Annotated in this window: 15 protein-coding genes; 11 read left to right on the top strand and 4 right to left on the bottom strand. The window is 41.6% G+C overall.

Annotated elements, in window-relative coordinates; translation table 11 throughout:
* The first annotated feature begins 1 nt into the window (after position 1).
* Together CWB85_RS02440 and CWB85_RS02435 are read left to right on the top strand one after the other, a co-directional pair.
* Positions 2-1,684, top strand: coding sequence for a carbon starvation CstA family protein (locus CWB85_RS02440; protein ID WP_138554005.1), 1,683 nt, complete (start codon positions 2-4; stop codon positions 1,682-1,684).
* 126 nt (positions 1,685-1,810) lie between these two features.
* Complete coding sequence (locus tag CWB85_RS02435) at positions 1,811-3,334, top strand: M17 family metallopeptidase (RefSeq protein ID WP_016708107.1); 1,524 nt, start codon at positions 1,811-1,813, stop codon at positions 3,332-3,334.
* A gap of 178 nt (positions 3,335-3,512) precedes the next feature.
* Here CWB85_RS02435 and CWB85_RS02430 read toward each other — a convergent pair whose 3' ends face one another.
* Complete coding sequence (locus CWB85_RS02430; RefSeq protein ID WP_016708106.1) at positions 3,513-3,893, bottom strand: hypothetical protein; 381 nt, start codon at positions 3,891-3,893, stop codon at positions 3,513-3,515.
* Positions 3,894-4,203: 310 nt separating this feature from the next.
* Here CWB85_RS02430 and CWB85_RS02425 point away from each other — a divergent pair, with 310 nt between their 5' ends.
* Positions 4,204-5,436, top strand: a complete 1,233-nt coding sequence (locus CWB85_RS02425; protein ID WP_016708105.1) for a Vgb family protein — start codon at positions 4,204-4,206, stop codon at positions 5,434-5,436.
* A 144-nt stretch (positions 5,437-5,580) separates the two neighbouring features.
* On the opposite strand, the gene CWB85_RS22740 is transcribed toward CWB85_RS02425, so the two are convergent.
* The gene (locus CWB85_RS22740) at positions 5,581-8,181 is read right to left on the bottom strand and encodes a cellulose-binding domain-containing protein (protein ID WP_016708104.1); all 2,601 of its coding nucleotides are present in this window, start codon (positions 8,179-8,181) and stop codon (positions 5,581-5,583) included.
* 493 nt (positions 8,182-8,674) lie between these two features.
* Here CWB85_RS22740 and CWB85_RS02415 point away from each other — a divergent pair, with 493 nt between their 5' ends.
* The 7 genes from CWB85_RS02415 (at position 8,675) to cyoE (ending at position 15,526) form a co-directional block, all read left to right on the top strand.
* The gene (locus CWB85_RS02415; protein WP_016708103.1) at positions 8,675-9,676 is read left to right on the top strand and encodes a family 43 glycosylhydrolase; all 1,002 of its coding nucleotides are present in this window, start codon (positions 8,675-8,677) and stop codon (positions 9,674-9,676) included.
* A gap of 369 nt (positions 9,677-10,045) precedes the next feature.
* Positions 10,046-10,456: a hypothetical protein gene (locus tag CWB85_RS02410; RefSeq protein WP_016708102.1), complete on the top strand. Its 411-nt coding sequence runs from the start codon at positions 10,046-10,048 to the stop codon at positions 10,454-10,456.
* Positions 10,457-10,691: 235 nt separating this feature from the next.
* The gene (gene cyoA / locus CWB85_RS02405; protein ID WP_016708101.1) at positions 10,692-11,615 is read left to right on the top strand and encodes a ubiquinol oxidase subunit II; all 924 of its coding nucleotides are present in this window, start codon (positions 10,692-10,694) and stop codon (positions 11,613-11,615) included.
* A 2-nt stretch (positions 11,616-11,617) separates the two neighbouring features.
* Entirely contained in the window at positions 11,618-13,621 is a 2,004-nt protein-coding gene (gene cyoB, locus CWB85_RS02400; protein ID WP_016708100.1) for a cytochrome o ubiquinol oxidase subunit I, read from the top strand.
* Positions 13,618-14,238, top strand: coding sequence for a cytochrome o ubiquinol oxidase subunit III (cyoC, locus tag CWB85_RS02395; RefSeq protein ID WP_016708099.1), 621 nt, complete (start codon positions 13,618-13,620; stop codon positions 14,236-14,238). The genes cyoB and cyoC overlap by 4 nt, the downstream gene beginning before the upstream one ends.
* Positions 14,238-14,597, top strand: coding sequence for a cytochrome o ubiquinol oxidase subunit IV (gene cyoD, locus CWB85_RS02390; RefSeq protein WP_016708098.1), 360 nt, complete (start codon positions 14,238-14,240; stop codon positions 14,595-14,597). The genes cyoC and cyoD overlap by 1 nt, the downstream gene beginning before the upstream one ends.
* A 44-nt stretch (positions 14,598-14,641) precedes the next feature.
* On the top strand, positions 14,642-15,526 hold the full coding sequence (cyoE, locus tag CWB85_RS02385) for a heme o synthase (protein ID WP_016708097.1): 885 nt from the start codon (positions 14,642-14,644) through the stop codon (positions 15,524-15,526).
* Between the two features lie 131 nt (positions 15,527-15,657).
* On the opposite strand, the gene CWB85_RS02380 is transcribed toward cyoE, so the two are convergent.
* Both CWB85_RS02380 and CWB85_RS02375 read right to left on the bottom strand, forming a co-directional pair.
* On the bottom strand, positions 15,658-17,295 hold the full coding sequence (locus tag CWB85_RS02380) for a methyl-accepting chemotaxis protein (protein ID WP_016708096.1): 1,638 nt from the start codon (positions 17,293-17,295) through the stop codon (positions 15,658-15,660).
* Positions 17,296-17,448: 153 nt separating this feature from the next.
* A complete protein-coding gene (locus tag CWB85_RS02375; RefSeq protein ID WP_016708095.1) occupies positions 17,449-19,674 on the bottom strand; it encodes a S9 family peptidase in 2,226 nt (741 codons plus the stop codon).
* 111 nt (positions 19,675-19,785) lie between these two features.
* Here CWB85_RS02375 and CWB85_RS02370 point away from each other — a divergent pair, with 111 nt between their 5' ends.
* Complete coding sequence (locus tag CWB85_RS02370; protein WP_016708094.1) at positions 19,786-20,184, top strand: HIT domain-containing protein; 399 nt, start codon at positions 19,786-19,788, stop codon at positions 20,182-20,184.
* Positions 20,185-20,230 lie beyond the last annotated feature (46 nt).

Here is a 20,230-nt window from a genome sequence, read left to right as displayed (position 1 = left end):
TATGCAATCAGTTGTAATTGTACTGCTGGGTATGGTCGGAATGCTTTTTGGTTGGTTTGTTTATTCTAAATTTATCGCCGAAAAGATTTTCAAAATGGATGACAGTTTTGTCACCCCAGCACATGAACTTGAAGATGGTAAGGATTTTGTGCCTACCAATAAAGTGGTGCTTTGGGGGCATCATTTTACCTCTGTCGCGGGGGCTGCGCCGATTGTTGGTCCTGCGATTGCTGTTTATTGGGGCTGGGTGCCTGCCGTGTTATGGGTTGTACTGGGCACTATCTTTTTTGCCGGTGTGCACGATATGGGCGCACTATGGGCCAGTGCGCGAAATAAAGGTAAATCAATGGGCGCACTTTCCGAAACCGTGATTGGTAAACGTACTCGTGCGTTATTTATGATTGTGGTTTTTTTGGTGTTACTAATGGTTAATGCGGTGTTTGGGGTGGTGATTGCAAAATCATTTATTAGTAGCCCGAATGCGGTTTTCCCCGCTTGGGCTGCAATTGTGGTGGCGTTAGTGATTGGCCAATTGCTGCGTAAAAAAGTCTCTCTCATACCGCTGTGTTTCATTGGTGTGGGGATTTTATATTACACCATCTATTTAGGTAGTAGCATGCCGATCACTTTGCCTGACGAGTTATTTGGTTTAAGCGCGAATGCTAACTGGATTGTGATCTTATTTGTTTATGCAGCAATCGCCTCTTTGTTACCTGTATGGATGTTGTTACAACCGCGAGATTTCATCAATGGCATGCAGTTATTGGTGGGTTTAGTACTGTTATATGGTGCAGTGTTTGTTTCTATGCCTGATATCACCGCCCCTGCGTTTAACACTCAAACGGCGATAGATACTCCGAGTATTATTCCATTATTATTTGTGACGATTGCCTGTGGCGCGGTGTCTGGGTTTCACGGCATTGTATCATCGGGTACTAGCTCTAAGCAGCTCAATAAAGAAACTGATGGCCGTTTTGTTGGGTATTTAGGTGCTGTGGGCGAAGGCATGTTAGCACTGATCACTTTGGTTGCTGTAAGTGGGGTTGCACTTGCTGTATCTCCCGAAGAATGGCATGAAATATACAGCCATTTAGGTGCCGGTAGTGTCGCAGCTTTTGTCAATGGTGGCGCGAATCTCATCGAAACTGGTTGGGGCATTTCCAACGAAATAGCGTCAACCTTATTGGCTGTTATGGTGGTGCTGTTTGCTGGTACGACGATGGACTCAGGCGTGCGTTTACAGCGTTACATCATTCAAGAGTGGGGTGATATTTATAATATTAAAGTGATTAAAAATGGTGTAATAGCCACACTTATTGCAGTGCTAAGTTGTTTATTATTAGCCTTTGGTGCTGGTGGCGCAGATGGCAGTGGTGGCATGATCATTTGGCCGTTGTTTGGTTCAACAAATCAAATTTTAGCGAGTCTTACCTTATTAGTTATTTCAGTGATGTTGATCAAAGCAAACCGCCCAGCTAAGTACACGCTTATTCCAATGAGTTTTGTGTTAGTGATGACATTTTTTGCTGGTGTGATCAAACTAGGCGAGTACTACCAACAAGGTAACTGGTTATTAGTGACATTGGATATTATTGTTTTAATCATTAGTGTATTGGTGATGCTAGAAGCGTGGTCTGTCATTGCAAAGCATCGCGCTGAAAATAAATCGCAGGGTAAGGAATAGCCGATTTATTTCACACTGTAACTGCAAGTTGCCAGCGGCATATTAGCTTGTCGTGGTTTGCTGGCAATAGCTATTTAAATCAATGATAATAAGGTCCTTAGTTTTTTCGACAACAGGACCTTTTTTATGGCATATCCTCACGCAGTTGCAGCTCCGCAATTAGATAACGCAAAACATGATGCGCTTATTATTATTGCCGATAATTTTTCTGAATTAGACGATCCAAATCTAAGCCAAGCGATTAAATCGCAAATGGCCGTAGATGCACGTATCGGGAAACAAGTTACATTCCTTGTGGTTGACTCAAAGCGCGTGATTTTAGCGCCAACAGGTCCGTTAAACCGTGATTATGATGATGTTCGTCGTTATTTTGATGCCGCTAAACTTGCTATTAACGAAGCGAAAGCATCAGGCAGTACTAAACCTGCTATTTATTTACCGCAAGCTAGCCAAGACAGCCGTTATCAGTATGCCTTAGAAGTGGCTTATTTAGGAGCATGCCAAGCGCTGTGGCAGCCGCTTGAAGCGCGTGAACATCATGGTGAAAGCATTGAGCCTATAACCCAAATTGCGCTATTTGGTGCCAATGAGCAAACAATTAAAGCTGTAAATGCGATTGCTGCTGGGCAATACGCGGCGCGTGACTTATGTGGTACTGAACCTGAGCGTATGGCTCCCCCGCGCTTTGCTGATTACTGCGTCGATTTATTTAAAGGTTCTAAAGTCAGTGTTGAAGTGATTGCAGATATTGCGACGATTGATAAAGAGTACCCAATGATGAGTACAGTTGCTCGCGCTTCATATGCCGTAGAGCGTCATCATCCACGCGTTGTAAAGCTTGAATATGTGCCAGAGGGTGAAGTAACGCGCACCTTGATGTTTGTTGGAAAAGGCTTAGTGTACGATACCGGCGGCGCAGACTTAAAAGTCGGTGGCTTTATGGCGGGTATGAGCCGTGATAAAGGCGGCGCAGCTTCAGTTGCTGGGTTTATGAAATCAGTGGCGGACTTTGCTCCTAAAGGCGTCAAAGTGATTGCCTTTTTAGCCGTTGTACGTAACTCGATTGGTTCTGATTGCTTTGTACCAGATGAAATTATCACTAGTCGTGAAGGTGTACGTGTGCGAATCGGTAATACCGATGCAGAAGGTCGCTTAGCAATGGGCGATTTACTCAGTGAAATGAAAGAGCTTGCTAAAACTGCAGTTAATCCAGAGATTTTTACGGTTGCTACATTAACCGGTCATGCTGCTCGCGCCATGGGACCATACAGTGCATATGTGGAAAATGGCCCTGCACGTGCCGCTCATATCTCTCGTAAATTAGCTGATTGTGGCGATTTATGGGCAGATGGTGCTGAAGTATCTCGTAGTCGCCGTGAAGACTATGATTTTATCAAACCACGTACACTCGCCGATGATGTGCTATCAAGTAACAATGCGGCATCTGCGGTAACTGCTCGCGGACATCAATTTCCAATGGCGTTCTTAGCGATTGTCGGCGGCCTTGATAAACATGGCACCGACTCTGCTCAGCCAATTCCATATGTGCATATGGATATTGCTGGAAGCGGTGTTGAAGGTGGCGATTGGCAGCATGGTAAACCTACTGCTGCAGGCTTAAGCAGTTTATTTGCACGTTACTGTTTATAGTATTTAGAGTTTAGCTATACGTAACCCCGCCATTTAGTATGGTGGGGTTGTGATAGCTTTTGCTTTGTGATTAGTGTTTTATCGTTAGATCGCTAATTTAATGGCAATTGATAAGCGCGTGGAGGAAGTTACCCTCTTTAATATCCCCAGTACTTCTACAAGCACAAGCCCGATATCTTTAGTTTGCTTGTGTTTCTGTGCCGAGTAAGGCATCAATGTAGGCGAGCTCCTCGCTAAAAATACCATTCATAAATGCGCTTTGCTCACTGATCACTCCCTCATTAGGCTGTGCCTTATAGTCATGTTGGCAGCGAGTTAGTTCGTTGGCTAACCATTGACATACATTGGTTGTCGTCTTTATTGCTGTACTTAAAAAAGATGACCATTTTATTTTTTGTAAATTAAAACGGTATAACATGACTGCAACTAAGCTATAGGCTTTTTGTTCAGCACTGACGATGTGTTCATGAGTTAGTTTGTCGTTATTAAGTAGCTTGGTGCGGCTCAGTGCTTGTTGTAGTGCGACTTGTTGTGGCTTACTTAAAAAAGTGCTTGTCATAATGTGCTGCTGGCCTCTATAAACTAGTTACAATCAAATTTAGCATTCAATAGTTGACCCCAACTTTGGTTAAGGTTAAGCAAAGCGTTTTACGACTCATACAACACCAAAAAATGCAGTAATAGTGATAGCAAAGTGGGACTGACTCTTTACTGAATTAAGCAAACACAATTGTAATTGGGTCGGTTATTTAACCTACAGCTTACTTTTCTATAATTAAAAATATTTGCTCTCTCACAAGCGCATTATTAAAGCATAGCAAAGGCATTTTCTCTGTGCTTTAATAATTAAAACAAGGGGGGGGGGCGTTATGAGTAACTATAAGTTTTTATTTAATAAGTATATTGCCACAACGGCTGTGTTAGGTGTATTTGCAGCAGCTGTATCAGCCGAAAATAAACAATCAAGTCAATTAGTTGAGCAGCTTTGCTCTACATGTCATAGTTTAAGCAATCTAAAGCGCAGCGCAGGTTATAGTAAGGAAGACTGGCAAACGCTTATTAGCTACATGGTTGATACTGGGGAAAATAGCAACTTAAAAGAAGATATAGGTGAATATTTAGCAACTCATTATCCTGTAAATACTCATCGCGGATCAACCGTTGTAGAGGGTGATATCAAGCTACAGTTTAAATATTGGCAAGTACCAACACTTGGGCAGCGTGCACGCGATCCTGTACAAGGTAAAAACGGTATTATTTGGTGGGTTGGCCAATGGGGGAATATTTTAGGACGATTAGATCCTAGTACTGGCGCTATGCAAGAATACCCTTTACCCCGTGGCACGTATGCGCACAGTGTGTCGCTTGATAAAAATCAAACCCCTTGGTTCCTAGGTAATAAAAATGGCACTGTAGGGTATTTAGATTTAGTCACAGAGCAGTTTAAAGTTTATAAAATGCCTGATGAAAATGCCCGTGACCCACACACCGGTGTATTTGATGAGGCGGGAATATTTTGGTTTACCCTGCAACACAGTAATATGATCGGTAAACTTGATCCTAAAAGTGGTGACATACAGCTTGCTACTTTACCAACTAAGGGTTCTCGTCCTTACGGTATAAAGCTTGACTCAACCGGTACCCCCTGGGTTTCATGTAATGGTAGTAATTGTTTAGTTAAGGTAGATAAAGGCACAATGAAGCTTAGCGAAATTAAGTTACCAGGTGCTAAAACACACACTCGACGACTTGCTATAACACCTAATGATATGATTTTTTATGTTAATTCAGGAATGGGTAAACTAGGTCGTTTTAATCCAAAAACGGGGAAAATCACCGAGTGGGATAACCCAAGTGGTGAAGATAGTCACCCGTACGCAATTGAATATGCAGATAATGCAATTTGGTTTAATGAGTCAGCAAAACGACCTGAAACCTTAGTTAGATTTGACCTTGAAAGCGAAACGATGCAAAGCTGGCAAATACCCAGTAAAGAAGGGGTTTACTCCGGGTTGATCAGGCATATGCGAATGGGTAATAAAGGGCTAATTATTCACCAAACAGCGACTAATCAATTAGCAGAGATCACTTGGTCAAAGTGACTTGAATATTTCGACTGAATACAGCGTTCTTAGTGTAAATCAGCGATCTAATTTTATAGTTTTTTGATATAAAAATGCCTACAGGTTAAAACCAGTAGGCATTTATCGGATTCGCTGATAATTTAATTATGCTAATTTTTGTTTTTACTGAGGGTTTAAACCTAGCTTTTGTAGTACCAGTTTAAAGTTAGCGCGGCGCTCGGCAATCGCGTGTACTTCACCACTAACAGGGCAGTGGTCATCAGGGCAACCACGATTTACTATACCAGATACCGCATCCACAAAGGCTGTGCCTTGCAAGCCACCATCAACATATTTTTTCAGCTCAGCGTGATAGTTCCAATCTGCGTATGGGCCACCTTCATTACTGTAAGCCTGCACTGAATTTACCCAAAAGAATAAACCGGCAATCCATTTTATTTCTTTATGTTCCTCTGAGCTACAAACAAGTCCAGGGTTTGAGCATAAATCGAGGTCAGCGTATAACGGGCTTTCAGGTGCTGGAGCAACTGTTGTACCATCAACCGTTGTGCCTATGGTATCAGGGTCAACATGTGAGCGGCCAACGAAGTGATTTAGAGTACCGAAATTTTGGCGTCCTGTAGTTTGAATTACACCACGGCCCCACCAACCACAGCCTTGGACACTTTCGTCACTACCATCCCAAATAAAACTACCAGCTTTTTGACCTACATATTGCTTACATTCGTCACGCTCATACACTTGTTTAGAAGTATCAATGGCTGTGGGAACCGTATTACAGTGCCCTGCGTTGGTCCAGCGACCAACTTTGCCGTTAACGAGTAATCCTTGCTCAGCAAGTACGGCATCAGGGGCAACAAAGATAGGGGCCGGTGCGCCATACCATTTAGCGTGAGTCGTCGCTGTTTGTTCCATTTTTTCATCACGAGGGCATGAATAAGGGTGATCTTTTCCTGATACCGGATGCACACCATAATCAGCATATTTTTGACCTAACTGACCACAACTGGCTGTCATTGGATAATCGACAGCCGCGCCGTATTTTACCTCAGACCAATTGTTTTCATCGCATGCATCAAAGCGTATGGTTTCTTGCATACTTTGTGATAAGAACGCGGCAATAGCGACTTTCGCGTAAATAGCATTTGTAGCGTCGTCGGCATTGCTATCAATTAACCAGAATTTCTCGCCAGCTACACCTACGTTATGCATAGAGTTTAGGCCTGTTAAAAAGTCTGCCCATTTATAGATAGTTGATGGAACCCACGTTGAATTAGGTGTTTCATACAAGAAAACTTCACTATCCATGACTGTTTCAGCATTTGTTAAGTCATTGTTTAGTGATGTAATACTTGTCAGTGCAGTAACATTAGCTGGGGCGCCAACATAGTAAAGTGGAACGGTATTACTCTGATAACGATTTATTTTACTACTTAAGTCAGCGCTATCTGTATCAAAAATAATCGCAAAAATATTGTTATGTGCGGCTTTACGAATATGACTTTCACCTAGGGTATTACCCATAAAGTAAGTCGTTGCCTGTGTTGTTGGTACAGAAGACAGTAGTGCAGGGGATTGCACGAAATCAGTGACTTGTTTAACGTATTCCAAAGCATTATGCCATTGATCAGCAGTTAAACTTGCAGAGTTACTTGATTTAGTAAAAGCAATAAAGTCAGCTTTTGCAGCGCCTTTATAAAGCGTGAGCGTATCGAGGAGGTCGGCAGTGGCTTTTGCCGCAGCATTCCAAACGGAACGTTTACCTGAGTGGTTGTCGTAAGCAAAATCACCAATACTTAATGACCATCCAAAGGTTGCATTGGGTGCCAGCTCACTCATAATTAAGTTTTGCGCCTGAGCCCACCCTGCAGCATCATCACTTAAAGCATCAATATCTGCGACATTGATGCTGTGAGTATTTGTTGTAGCTAGTGCATCAGTTAATGCTTGTTTAACACTAATTGAACCTAAAGAGAGCCCTTTATCTTGAGTGATATTATCCAGTACGTTGCTTTGTAGAATGACAGATGAAGTCCCCGCTTGCGTAGCAAGCTGGATCAGAGCTACAAAGCCATCAGTTAATTTAGTGATATCAGTTAAGTCTGTGCTATTTAAAACCGTTGCAGTGGTGGTTAAAGGAGCTGGTGATGATGGGCTTGCAACCACAAAGTGGCTCGGCCAACCAGGCATTTCTAGATTAACCGGATCACTTGTATTCGGTAGCGAAAGCAAGGGCGCAGTACCTTGCTCAGTACCGTCACAGTTCACTTTCCAATTCCAGGTATCGTCGCTACCTGGACGAGAAGATGTTTCCCATTTCGCGGTGTAAGCAATATACTCATCGTTAACCAGTATATCGCCTGCTTTAGCGACAGTTCCTTGGTTCCAAATCGTATAGTCTTTACATATCTCACCTAGCTTAGGATCAGTTGTCACAGGTGGGTCGGTAGGGTCAGTCGGATCTGTTGGGTCAGTTGGATCCGTTGTATTACCGCACTGATGCTCAAAAGCCCAACTACCATCACTACCAGGTACAGAGTTGGTGTACCACTTTGCCTTGTAAGCACTCCCTTCATGTTGCATTAAGTCACCACCATTTGCATGGCTTGGATTACCCTGCCAGTCTACTTGGGGGAAGTTAGGATAGGTATTGATAGCATCACAGCTGGCGGCAAAAACGTTGCCTGATACTACAGCGCTGGTGGCAAGTGATACAGCAATAAAAGTTTTACTGGGTTTACGCCCAATCAGGGGACTCTTCATTTTACTTTCCTTACTTTATAATTTTAGTGCGACAATTAGTGGTTAATTACATTTGGTGTAACTTTTGGTTATCATTTTTTTAACATAAAAATAAATTAGCACGCGCCTGACAGCGCTGTCAAATGCATTAGGCAAGAAAATAAACAGTCATATACTAGGTTTTATGGGTGGGTAATTTTTAATTGCTTGATATTTAATAGTTAATTTATCTATATACGGGACAAAAACTATAGATTGAGCTAAAAAATATTTTATAAAGAATTGTTAATCGATATTTGCAGTATTATTTCAGGGCCTAGGCGTGTTGTAATGTGTGCAAAAAGTTGGGGATTTAGTCCATGTTTTTATCATAATTACTGGGGTTTTATGTTGGTTAACCACCCATTATTGTGATTTATAATTACTCTCACATTATTAAAAATAATGTTATATTTGTGTTTTATATAAAAAGTAATAAAATAATACAAATTGAAATTAATAATCAGGTTGAATGATGACAGTACAAACAAATAGTCCGTTAGTAGAGCAGCGGGCCGACCCATTTGTGTATAAGCACAGCGATGGTTTTTATTATTTTACAGGTTCAGTACCAACATATGATCGGATTGAGCTCAGAAAATCAAAAACATTAACTGGTCTTAAAAGCGCTGAAACCTTTGATATTTGGTTTAAGCATGACAACGGCCCAATGAGTCGCCATATTTGGGCTCCAGAAATACATTACTTAGATGGTAAATGGTATATCTATTTTGCTGCCAGTGAAGAAACAGATATTTGGGCGCTGCGCCCTTATGTACTTGAATGTAAAGGCCAAGATCCACTTAATGATGAGTGGATTGAATTAGGTATGATGCAAGCTGCTAAGGGCGATGATAAGTCCTTCACTGATTTTTCATTGGATGCGACTATTTTTGAAAATAACGGTAAACGTTACTTTTGTTGGGCTGAAAAAACGGGAGGGCAATTTGCTGCATCTAACTTGTATTTAGCTGAAATGGAATCGCCTATTAAGCTAAAAACCGTGCAGTTTATGCTAACAACTCCTGATTATGATTGGGAGCGCGTTGACTTTTGGGTGAACGAGGGGCCAGCCGTATTAAAACATAATGGCAAAATCTTTATTGCTTTTTCAGCCAGTGCCACAGGTGCATGTTATTGTATGGGTTATATGGAAGCCGACGAAAATGCTGACCTACTTGATCGTAACTCTTGGACTAAAACGCGTATGCCGGTGCTTGAAACTGACGTTGAGAAGCAAATTTATGGCCCAGGTCATAACTGTTTTACAGTGGCAGAAGATGATGTAACACCGTTATGTATCTATCATGCACGTGATTACGAAAGTGCTATTGGTGAACCAAGTGTAGTACCAAAAACTGACACGCGGCCACTAGCTGAAATTGTTAAAGATCCACTTTATGATCCAAACCGTCACGCACGTGCTTTGGAAGTAAAATATGATGAGAATGGCCGACCATTGTTTGCGCTTTACTAAGGTCTGATTATCTTTGTAGTTTGATTTTTGAGCACCTTATATAACCAAGCCAGTATTTGCTTGTTAGCTAGGTAGAGCCTAAACAGTGTGCTTGCCCTCTAAAGCCGTCAATAGGCTGTTTATAGGATTCAGACTAGATTGCATCAGTTTTTTCCTGAAATATCAGCGGGGGTTTGCTAAAAGCAAACGCTTAGCTAAAAAAATAGTCAACTTCGCTGTTTTTCACTTGTAGCTTGTGTTGACTTTGCTATAATCCTCCCGAAATTTCAGTAATTACTGAAACTTTATTGATGTAGATCATACTAACAAAGTAAGAAATAGCGTAGGCGCTGTTTCTTACTGCATACTAAATCTATAAGGCCAGTACGTTTGAACTCAAAAAATTGTCCAAAAGCACTACTGCAAACAACGTTTACACGTTGGCAGCTGCGTGCGCGTACAGTTTTTGCCGGACGTGAACTGTTCTCTGCATTAGTTATTTTATTAATTAATTCAGCTATGTTGATAAATGGCAGTGTTGAAGAGGCAACAGAGTTAAAGAGTTTGTTAACTGAAGGGGCTGCAGAGTCGTCTTTAATTAATGTATTGAGTTTTTTAGCGTATCCGGTTGTTTCATGCCAGTTGTTAATTGGTTTATGTTGGTTGATTTTTCACTTTTTTCCAGCACGTCGTGCTGGGGTTATTTTACGTAAAGCAGCCTTTGCTTTTCGTGCTCCTAAAGCATCACTTGTTGTACACAGCGCTCACGGCTGCCGTGCTCCACCTCTTGTACTTGGTTGAACGCTACTCGTTATTGATGGCTTGACTGAGTTAGTCGCTTACTAATTTCGTTTCTTCACTAATAATGCTTAGCCGCAGTGTGTCTGCGATTCGGCCACCCCTATTAAATTTCCTTAGTGTTTAAAGCTGTTGTTATAGGTTTTAACCGCATCAGGAATAGTTTAAACCGTTGTTTTGACCTTGGTATTCTTGGGTAAGGCAGCACACGTCAAATTTTAGGTTGTAGGATAGTCCTTTGTTAATTCGAAACCTCTGTAATATTGCTCTGGGCACCGTTGTGCTCGCACTAACCGGCTGTAAAGGTGGCGTGCTTGATCCAAAGGGGCAAATTGGGATAGATGAAAAAAATCTGATTATTATCGCCACAGTGCTAATGCTAATTGTGGTTATTCCCGTCATTGTCATGACCTTGTACTTCGCGTGGAAATATCGTGATGGACAAGATCAGCAAATTTATGCGCCCAAATGGGCACACTCAGGAAAAATTGAAGCTGCCGTCTGGGCTATTCCTATTGTAATAGTGATTATTCTAGGTGTTATCACTTGGCAATCAACACAACAGCTTGATCCTTATAAACCTCTTGAAGGCAAAGGTAAGCACCTAACTGTTGAAGTGGTGTCGCTGAATTGGAAATGGTTATTTATTTATCCTGAGCAAGGTATTGCTACGGTAAATGAATTGGTTTTCCCAGCCAATGTACCTGTGGAATATAAAATCACCTCAGAAAGTACTATGAACTCGTTTTTCATTCCTCAGCTTGGTAGTCAAATTTACTCAATGGCGGGCATGGAAACCAAATTGCACTTAATTGCCAATGAGCCGGGTACGTTTAAAGGTTTTTCGGCTAATTACAGTGGTGCAGGATTTACCGGTATGAAGTTTAATGCCATCGCTACACCCACTGAGGCTGATTTTGACAAGTGGGTAAACAAAGTAAAGGGCCAAGCCAATACGCTTGCAAAAGCTGATTACGATGCATTGGCATTACCGAGTGAAAATAACCCAGTAACTTATTTTGGTGATGTTGAAGAGGGCTTGTTCCACACCATCGTTATGAAGTACATGCAAGCTCACGGTGATATGAACAAGATGCACAAAGCCATGCCGCAGCACAGTGGTCATGCAAATCACACAATGCACAGTGAGGGTGAGGAATAATTATGTCGTTATTAGGTAAATTATCGTTCGATGCCATTCCGTTTCATGAACCTATTTTGATGGTGACATTAGCGGTGGTTGTGATTGTTGGTGCATTGATTGCGGCCTTAATCACAAAGTATAAAAAATGGGGCGTGCTATGGCACGATTGGATCACTTCTATTGATCATAAACGCCTAGGCGTGATGTATATTATTCTTGCATTGATCATGCTGTTTCGGGGCTTTTCCGATGCCATCATGATGCGTGCGCAATTGGCGTTAGCCACAGGTGGCGCATCAGGCTATTTACCGCCAGAGCATTATGATCAAATCTTCACCGCGCATGGGGTGATCATGATCATTTTTATGGCAATGCCATTTATGATTGGTTTAATGAACATTGTATTACCATTGCAAATTGGTGCGCGTGATGTGGCATTTCCGTTTTTAAATAACTTAAGTTTTTGGTTAACTGCTGGTGGTGCAATATTAATTAATATTTCATTGTTTTGTGGCGAGTTTGCAAAAACGGGTTGGGTGGCGTATCCGCCGCTATCGGAGATGTCTTTTAGCCCCGGAGTCGGGGTCGATTATTATATTTGGGCGCTGCAAATATCCGGTATTGGTACGTTATTAACGGCGGTAAACTTTTTAGTGACCGTATTTAAAATGCGTGCCCCTGGTATGCGATTAATGCAAATGCCTATTTTTACTTGGACTTGTACATGGGCAAATATCTTAATTGCTGCATCATTCCCAATCTTAACCGCAGTGTTGACTATGTTAACCCTCGACCGTTATTTAGATTTTCACTTTTTTACTAATGCCGCAGGCGGTAACGCCATGATGTATATCAATCTATTTTGGGCTTGGGGTCATCCTGAGGTTTATATTTTGATTTTACCTGCGTTTGGTATTTTTTCTGAAGTTATCTCTACCTTTACTGGAAAACGTTTGTTTGGTTATAAATCAATGGTTTATGCCAGCGGTGCAATTTCAATATTAGGCTTTGTAGTATGGCTACATCACTTTTTCACTATGGGATCCAGTGCCAATGTAAACGCTTTTTTTGGCGTAATGACTATGGTCATTGCGGTGCCCACCGGTGTGAAATTGTTTAATTGGCTATTCACTATTTATCGTGGCCGCTTACGTTTTACGGTGCCAGTACTTTGGACGTTAGGCTTTATGGTGACCTTTACAGTGGGCGGGATGACAGGGGTATTACTAGCTATTCCCGGGGCTGATTATGTTCTGCACAACAGTTTATTCCTGATTGCTCACTTTCATAACACTATTATTGGTGGAGCGGTATTTGGTTACTTAGCTGGCTTTGCATTTTGGTTCCCCAAAGCAATGGGCTTTAAACTTCACGAAGGATGGGGAAGAGCATCATTCTGGTGCTGGTTAGTCGGTTTCTTTGTTGCATTTATGCCGTTATACGTACTTGGCTTCTTAGGTATGACGCGTCGCTTAAACCACACAAATAATCCAGATTGGAATATTTGGTTGTACATTGCTTTTGTTGGTGCAGTGATCATTATGTTCGGTATCTTATTCCAAGTTGTGCAGCTGTTGGTGAGCTTTAAAAACCGTCAAGCACTTAAAGATACAACCGGCGATCCGTGGAATGGCCATACGCTTGAGTGGTCAACATCGTCACCGCCGCAATACTATAACTTCGCGACAATACCGCATGTGCACGATATCGATACTTGGACTGACATGAAAGAAAAAGGCCAAGCATATCAGCAAAAATCGAGTTATGCGCCTATCCATATGCCAAAAAATACCGCGGCAGGGGTGATGATGAGTGCCTGTTTTACCACATTCTGTTTTGCCATGATCTGGCATATTTGGTGGCTGGCCATTGTCGGTGTAATTGCTGGAGCCGCAGTATTCTTTAAACGTTGTTATACCAGTGACGTTGATTACTACGTGCAACCAGAAGAAATTCTTGAAATTGAAAGTGCACATAATGCCAGTGCAACAACATTTAACCAAGGTAAGGAGTTCAGCGCATGAGTTCGATCCCTGCTGATATAAATATCATCAATCATGATGCTCATGCTCACGAGCATCATGATACAGGCGGCGATACGGTATTTGGTTTTTGGCTTTATTTAATGACCGACTGCTTATTGTTTGCTTCATTTTTTGCAACCTACGCTGTGCTTTATATGAACACCGCCGGTGGTGTGTCGGGTAAAGATATTTTTGAACTGGACTTTGTTGCGGTTGAGACCGCAGCACTACTACTGAGTAGTATCACTTTTGGTTTTGCGATGATCTCTGCTCATGCGCAAAAGAAAGCCACAACTTTAATTTGGCTGGCCATTACTTTTGCTTTTGGTGTTGTGTTTATCTCCATGGAAGTCTATGAATTTCATCATTTAATTGCTCATGGTAATGGCCCGCAGCGTAGTGCATTTTTGACCTCGTTCTTCTCATTAGTAGGGTTACATGGTCTGCACGTAACCGCAGGCCTAATATGGATGGCGACGATGATGATTGAAGTGTCACGTCGTGGTTTAAACCCTGCCACGGTTACTCGCTTAAGCTGCTTAAGCTTGTTCTGGCACTTTTTAGACGTGGTGTGGATCTGCGTATTTACCGTTGTTTACTTAATGGGGGTGATGTAATGAGCCACAGTGAATCACATGTATTAAACGAGTTACAAACGCAAAGCCATAGCGATGCCGCACACGGCAGTGTTAAAGATTATTTAATAGGTTTTGTTTTATCAATTGTACTGACAGCTATACCATTTTGGGCTGTGATGAGTGGTACTTTGTCAAAACCAACGACTTTTGCGTGTATCGTGGTAATGGCCATAGTGCAAATTTGGGTGCACTTAAAATACTTCTTGCACCTTAACTTTACTACCGAAGACGGTAAAGCCAGTTCGTTATCGTTCATCTTCAGTGCGCTGATCATCGTGATGGTAGTAGGGCTGTCGGTATGGATCATTTACGAATCGAACGCCATGATGATGTACTAGCCCCAGCTAGTACATTGTTAAAAGCAAAGAATAGGGGACAGCAGATGTTTCGTCGTTATTTAAAGGTCACTAAACCCGGTATTATTATGGGCAATGTGATTTCGGTTGCGGGTGGTTTTTTACTTGCTTCGCGTGGTGATATTGATGGCTGGCTAATGCTTGCTACATTAGTTGGTTTATCGCTGGTAGTAGCCTCTGGTTGCGTAATCAATAACGTGATTGACCGTGATATTGATATTCGCATGGCGCGCACGCGAACACGGGTAACTGTAACGGGGGAGATGTCTGCGAAGACCGCTTTGCTGCATGGTACAGCACTTGGCGTAGTTGGCTTTGCTCTACTAGTGATTTTTACTAACTGGATTGCAGTGTTTTTTGCTGTGTTTGGTTATGTTATTTACGTGGGTGTTTATAGCTTATATATGAAGCGTCGCTCAGTATATGGCACATTTGTAGGCAGCTTATCTGGTGCTGTACCACCAGTCGTTGGTTATTGCGCCGTGACGGCACAGTTTGATACAGGTGCATTGATTTTATTGGTAATGTTTAGTTTATGGCAAATGCCACACTCTTATGCGATTGCTATTTTTCGCTATAAAGACTACCAAGCTGCGCGCATTCCAGTGCTGCCAGTAGCGCACGGTATTGATAAAGCTAAGCATCATATTGTGTTGTATATCGCAGTCTATGCGTTAGTGGTGATGTTATTAACCATTGGTGGTTATACCGGAATGGCGTTTTTAGCCGTTGCTTGTACCACTAGTTTTTGGTGGTTGTTAATGGCGCTTAGAGGCTACCGCCGTAACATTGATATTAGTGGTTGGGCGCGCCAAGTGTTTGCGTTTTCAATCCTTAATATTACTGCGCTAAGCATTGCTATGGCAGTTGATTACCAAAATCTCACACCACATTTACTTGCTATAAGTTAACCGAGTTAATTCCAAAGTTGACCAAAGGCTCTGAGTTATATCGAGGAGCCTTTTTTATGTCTACGGTACGGCAAACTTTACTCTTTGTATAGGTGAGTGCCGCACATCAAATCCATGTGCCGTCACTTTAATTAATCTAATTTAAAGCGACTAACGACATCACTTAATTCTTGGCTGCTGTGTTTTAAGTTATCGCTGGCGCCAGAGAGTTGTGCTGTATTTGCTAATGAATGCTCAGTTGATTGTGACAATTCATTAATACGTAAATTAACTTCATCGGCAGCACTGGATTGTTGTTCAGTCGCACGGGCAATTTGACCATTCATATCGGTGATCACCGACACGAGTCGCTCAATCTCAGTTAATGAGGTGTTGGCAGTGCCAGCTTGCTCTACGGTGCTACTGGAAAGTTGTTGGCTTGCAGTAACAGCTTCAACAGCTGCTTGAGCACCCTTTTGCAGTTTAGCTATCATGGCTTGAATTTCATCAGTACTTTTACCTGTACGACTTGCCAGTGTACGCACTTCATCGGCAACTACGGCAAAACCACGGCCTTGTTCACCTGCGCGCGCCGCCTCAATTGCGGCATTGAGCGCGAGTAAATTGGTTTGTTCCGCAATTCCTCTGATCACATCAAGCACTGAGCCAATATTGTTACTTTCTTGGGCTAAGTCTGCTGTTACTTGGCTTACGGTTTCAATATTCTGTGATAGAGTTTCAATAGCTTTAATTGTTTTTGCTACGATTTCCTTACCTTGTGAGGCATTACTTGCAGCATCAACGGCTGCATGCTCGGCGGCTTCAGCATTACGACTTACATCATGAATTTGATGGGTCATTTGCTCCATTGCTGCTGCTACTTGGGTTGAGCTGTCGTTTTGCAGTTCAATAAAAGAATGATTGGTTTTACTCGCATCATCCACAGTTTGCGCATGATGGTTTACATCATAAGCATTTGTTGCCACTTGCTTAAGTGATTCACGAATTTTTGTGGTGTATAAATTAAAGTAGCGCGATAAACGCGATACTTCATCATTACCGCTTTCATCTAACACTTGTGTTAGATCACCTTCACCTTGAGAAATATCTTTCATCATATCGGCTGCAAGTTGTGTAGGTAATAAGATGCTACGTGCAATCAGATAACTTAAAACAATGAATAGTAATAGAATAATACAAGCATTGATGATCACTAGGGTTTGTAGATCCGAAAAAGCTTCATCAATCGTATCTAAATAGACTCCTGAACCAATGATCCACTGCCACGGCGTAAAGCCTTTCACAAATGCAATTTTATCTACAGGCTGCTCTTTGCCAGGCTTTGGCCATTTGTAAGGTACAAAACCGCTACCTTGCTGTTTTACTATGTTTACCATTTCAACAAACAATAGCGTGCCATCGGGATCTTTGTTGTTAGCTAAAGATTTACCATTCAGTGCAGGTTTAATTGGGTGCATCACCATGTTTGGTTGATAATCATTGATCCAATAATAGTTGTTTTCGTCATAACGCATGGCAGCAATGGTATCTAAGGCATGTTGTTGGGCTTGCTGTTTGTTGAGAGTGCCATTTTGCTCTAATGAGTAAGCGTGGCTAATAATACTATGAGCGGCTTCTACCAAGTTCTTTGTTTTAGTGTATTGCTCAGTTTTTAAAGAACTGTATTGTTGTGTAAGACTCGTGATACTTAAAAAAAGTAAGCCAATTACCACTACACTGACCAGCATTGCTAAACGCTGAAAAATTGTAAAACGGCGGAGATACGACATAGAAGATCCTTTGTGTGTGCTCGCATTGTTCGCGAATAACATTAAGCGTAGCTAAAAAGGTATAAAAATCTAGGTAATAAGCGGTTATAAGTGCAAAAAAAAGCTAATTATATAATTAGCCTTTTATGAGTTAATTAAAATAAGTTTACAGTGTTATTCAACGTCAAAATGGCGGTTGAAGAAACTGGTAATGGTTTGATGTAAATGTGTTTGAACATTTTTACCACGTAAACTATGTTTTGAGCCTGGGTAGGTCATCATTTCGAACTGTTGCTCGTTATCCTGTAATTGCTTAAATAATTTAGTGGCATGTGTGAACAGTACATTATCGTCCGCCATGCCGTGATAAATCATTAATGGGCCCTTTAAGCCTTCAGCGTATGGGAACACCGCACTGTCGGTATAACCTTTGCCGTTAGTCTCAGGATGACCTAAATAGCGTTCAGTATAATGAGTGTCGTAGAGTGCCCAATCGGTTACTGGTGCGCCAGATACCCCTGCTTGAAAGTAATCACCCGCTTTAAACATGGTCATCAGAGCCATATAGCCGCCGTAGCTGTGGCCATAAATACCAATGCGTTGTGGGTCAACGTAATCAAGAGTGCGTAAAAACTCTACGCCTTTGATTTGATCGGCTACTTCAACTACACCTAAGTGCTTGTAAATGGCATCTTCAAACTTTTTACCGCGATTGTACGAGCCGCGATTGTCAAGTTGGAATACCACATAACCTTGTTGCGCCATGTATTGAAAGTATAAGTTTTTGCTGCGCCAGCTGTTAGTCACACGTTGTGCGTGTGGGCCGCCATATACATTGACAAGTACAGGGTGCTTTTTACCATCAGCAATAGTAGCAGGTTTAAATAAGCGGTAATGCATTACTTGACCATCATCAGCTTTGATTGTGCCATATTCTGGCTCAGCCAAATCAGTGAGGTAAGGTGTTAAAGGGTGAGTTTTATCTAGTTTATTTTCCTCAAGCCAAGTAATAAACTCGCCATTTATTTTACGCAGTGCAGCAGAGCCTGGTTTATTTACTGACGAGCTGTTATCAATAAATGTTTTACTGTCTTTGGCAATCACTACATTGTGGTATTGGCCTTGCTCAGTAATACGCTTAATATCACCCTTTTTAAATAGCGGGACACTGTATAAGTGGCTTTCAAGAGGAGTATCTTTACGTCCAGCAAAATAGACAATGCCTTTTTTCTCATCAATTCCCTTTAAGCTATCAACGACCCAATCACCGTCAGTGATTTGGCGGATTAATTTACCATTAGTGCGGTAAAGGTATAAGTGTTTAAAGCCATTACGCTCTGAGGCCCAAACAAAGTGTTTTTTGTCTTTTAAAAATTGTAAGTCAAAATGGAGGTTGATCCAGGTATCACTGGTTTCAGTTAACGCAACTTTTTGCTCTTTTGTGTCGCTGTTATAAAAGCGTAATTCTAGTGTGTGCTGAGAGCGGTCTTGCCATTGGTATGATAGCGTGTTGTTATCTTCTAACCATTTTGCACGAGCGATGTAGATATCGTCATCTTTACCTAAATCGACCCAATCAACGCTTTGATCATTAATAGCCACAACGCCAAGTTGAATTTTTACATTGTTAGTACCAGTAAATGGGTAACGCTGGTTGAATAATTTAACTTCTTCAGCATAAATTTCGTTGCGTATAGCTTCTTTAACTGGGCTTTCATCAATACGGGTGAAAGCAATTTTTGATTCATCACCTGACCACCAGTAACCTGTCATGCGGCCCATTTCTTCTTGTGCTACAAATTCAGCCATCCCGTTTTTGATCACGCCACCGCCATCTTTACTCAGTTGGATTTCTTTTCCTGATTTGAGATTTAGCGCATATAAATTTTGTTCACGAACAAATGAAACAAAATTACCTTTTGGTGAAAAACGGGCATCTGTTTCAAATGCTGCTGTGTCCGTTAACTTGCGACTTTTTGCTGATGATAGATCGTAATAATACAGGTCACCATTAAGCGGGAATAATAGCGCTTTACCATCCTTTGACCATTTGTACTCTAAAATACCTTTACCAAAAATACGTTGGCGTTCGCGACGTGCTTTTTCTTCATCAGAAAGGTTTTCTGGGCCAGAAAATAACTGTGCAGAATCCACTAAAATACGATTCTTATTGTCTTTTAAATTGTATTCCCATAAATCATAGCGGTTGTAATCATCGCTTTTACCTTGCAAATAGGTAACACGACTACCATCAGGTGAAAACTTAAGTTGCACAGGCGCTTTACCCGCTAAACTAGGATCATCAAAAATACGTTCTAACGTAAGTGGTTGTGCTTGCACTGTGATGGCTGTTACCACCAAAGGAAGTAAGCATGAGAGGTGTTTAATTTTTTTTAACACGTGTTTACCTTCGCTCGAATAAAAACTGCCACGATGGTAAAGGCAAGCGTGGGCAACTGCAACTAAATGCTATAAAGTAGCTAAAAAGCACTAATGAGTGAGGAATAAAAAATGACGACTGAATTTTCTTTAGCCCCAGAGCTGGCACGTGATTGCATAGAAGTAGCGGATTGGCCTTTATGCAAAGTGTTACTTATGAACGATAGCCAATACCCGTGGTTCATTTTAGTTCCCCGCCAAGCTGGGCTAAAAGAAAGTATCGATTTAAGCGAACAAGACCAATTGGTCCTGATGCAAGAATCAGCCAAGCTAAGCCTATTACTAAAAGATGTTTTTAACCCTGATAAACTCAATGTAGCTGCGCTTGGTAATATGGTGCCACAGTTACATATTCATCATATTGCCCGCTTTAAAAGCGATGCTGCATGGCCTGCACCTGTGTGGGGTAAATTTACGGCAAAGCCATATACACAAGATCAAATAGAGCTGTTAAAGAAAAACTTTGTGTAAGCATGGCAGTTACTTCTCATTGTAGAGTCGCTTGAGATCTTCATCG

This window comes from Pseudoalteromonas sp. S1727 (genome assembly GCF_005886375.1).
Lineage (GTDB): Bacteria > Pseudomonadota > Gammaproteobacteria > Enterobacterales > Alteromonadaceae > Pseudoalteromonas > Pseudoalteromonas haloplanktis.
The sequence above is the reverse complement of the archived record's forward strand: the minus strand, read 5'-3'. Positions and strand labels throughout refer to the sequence as shown.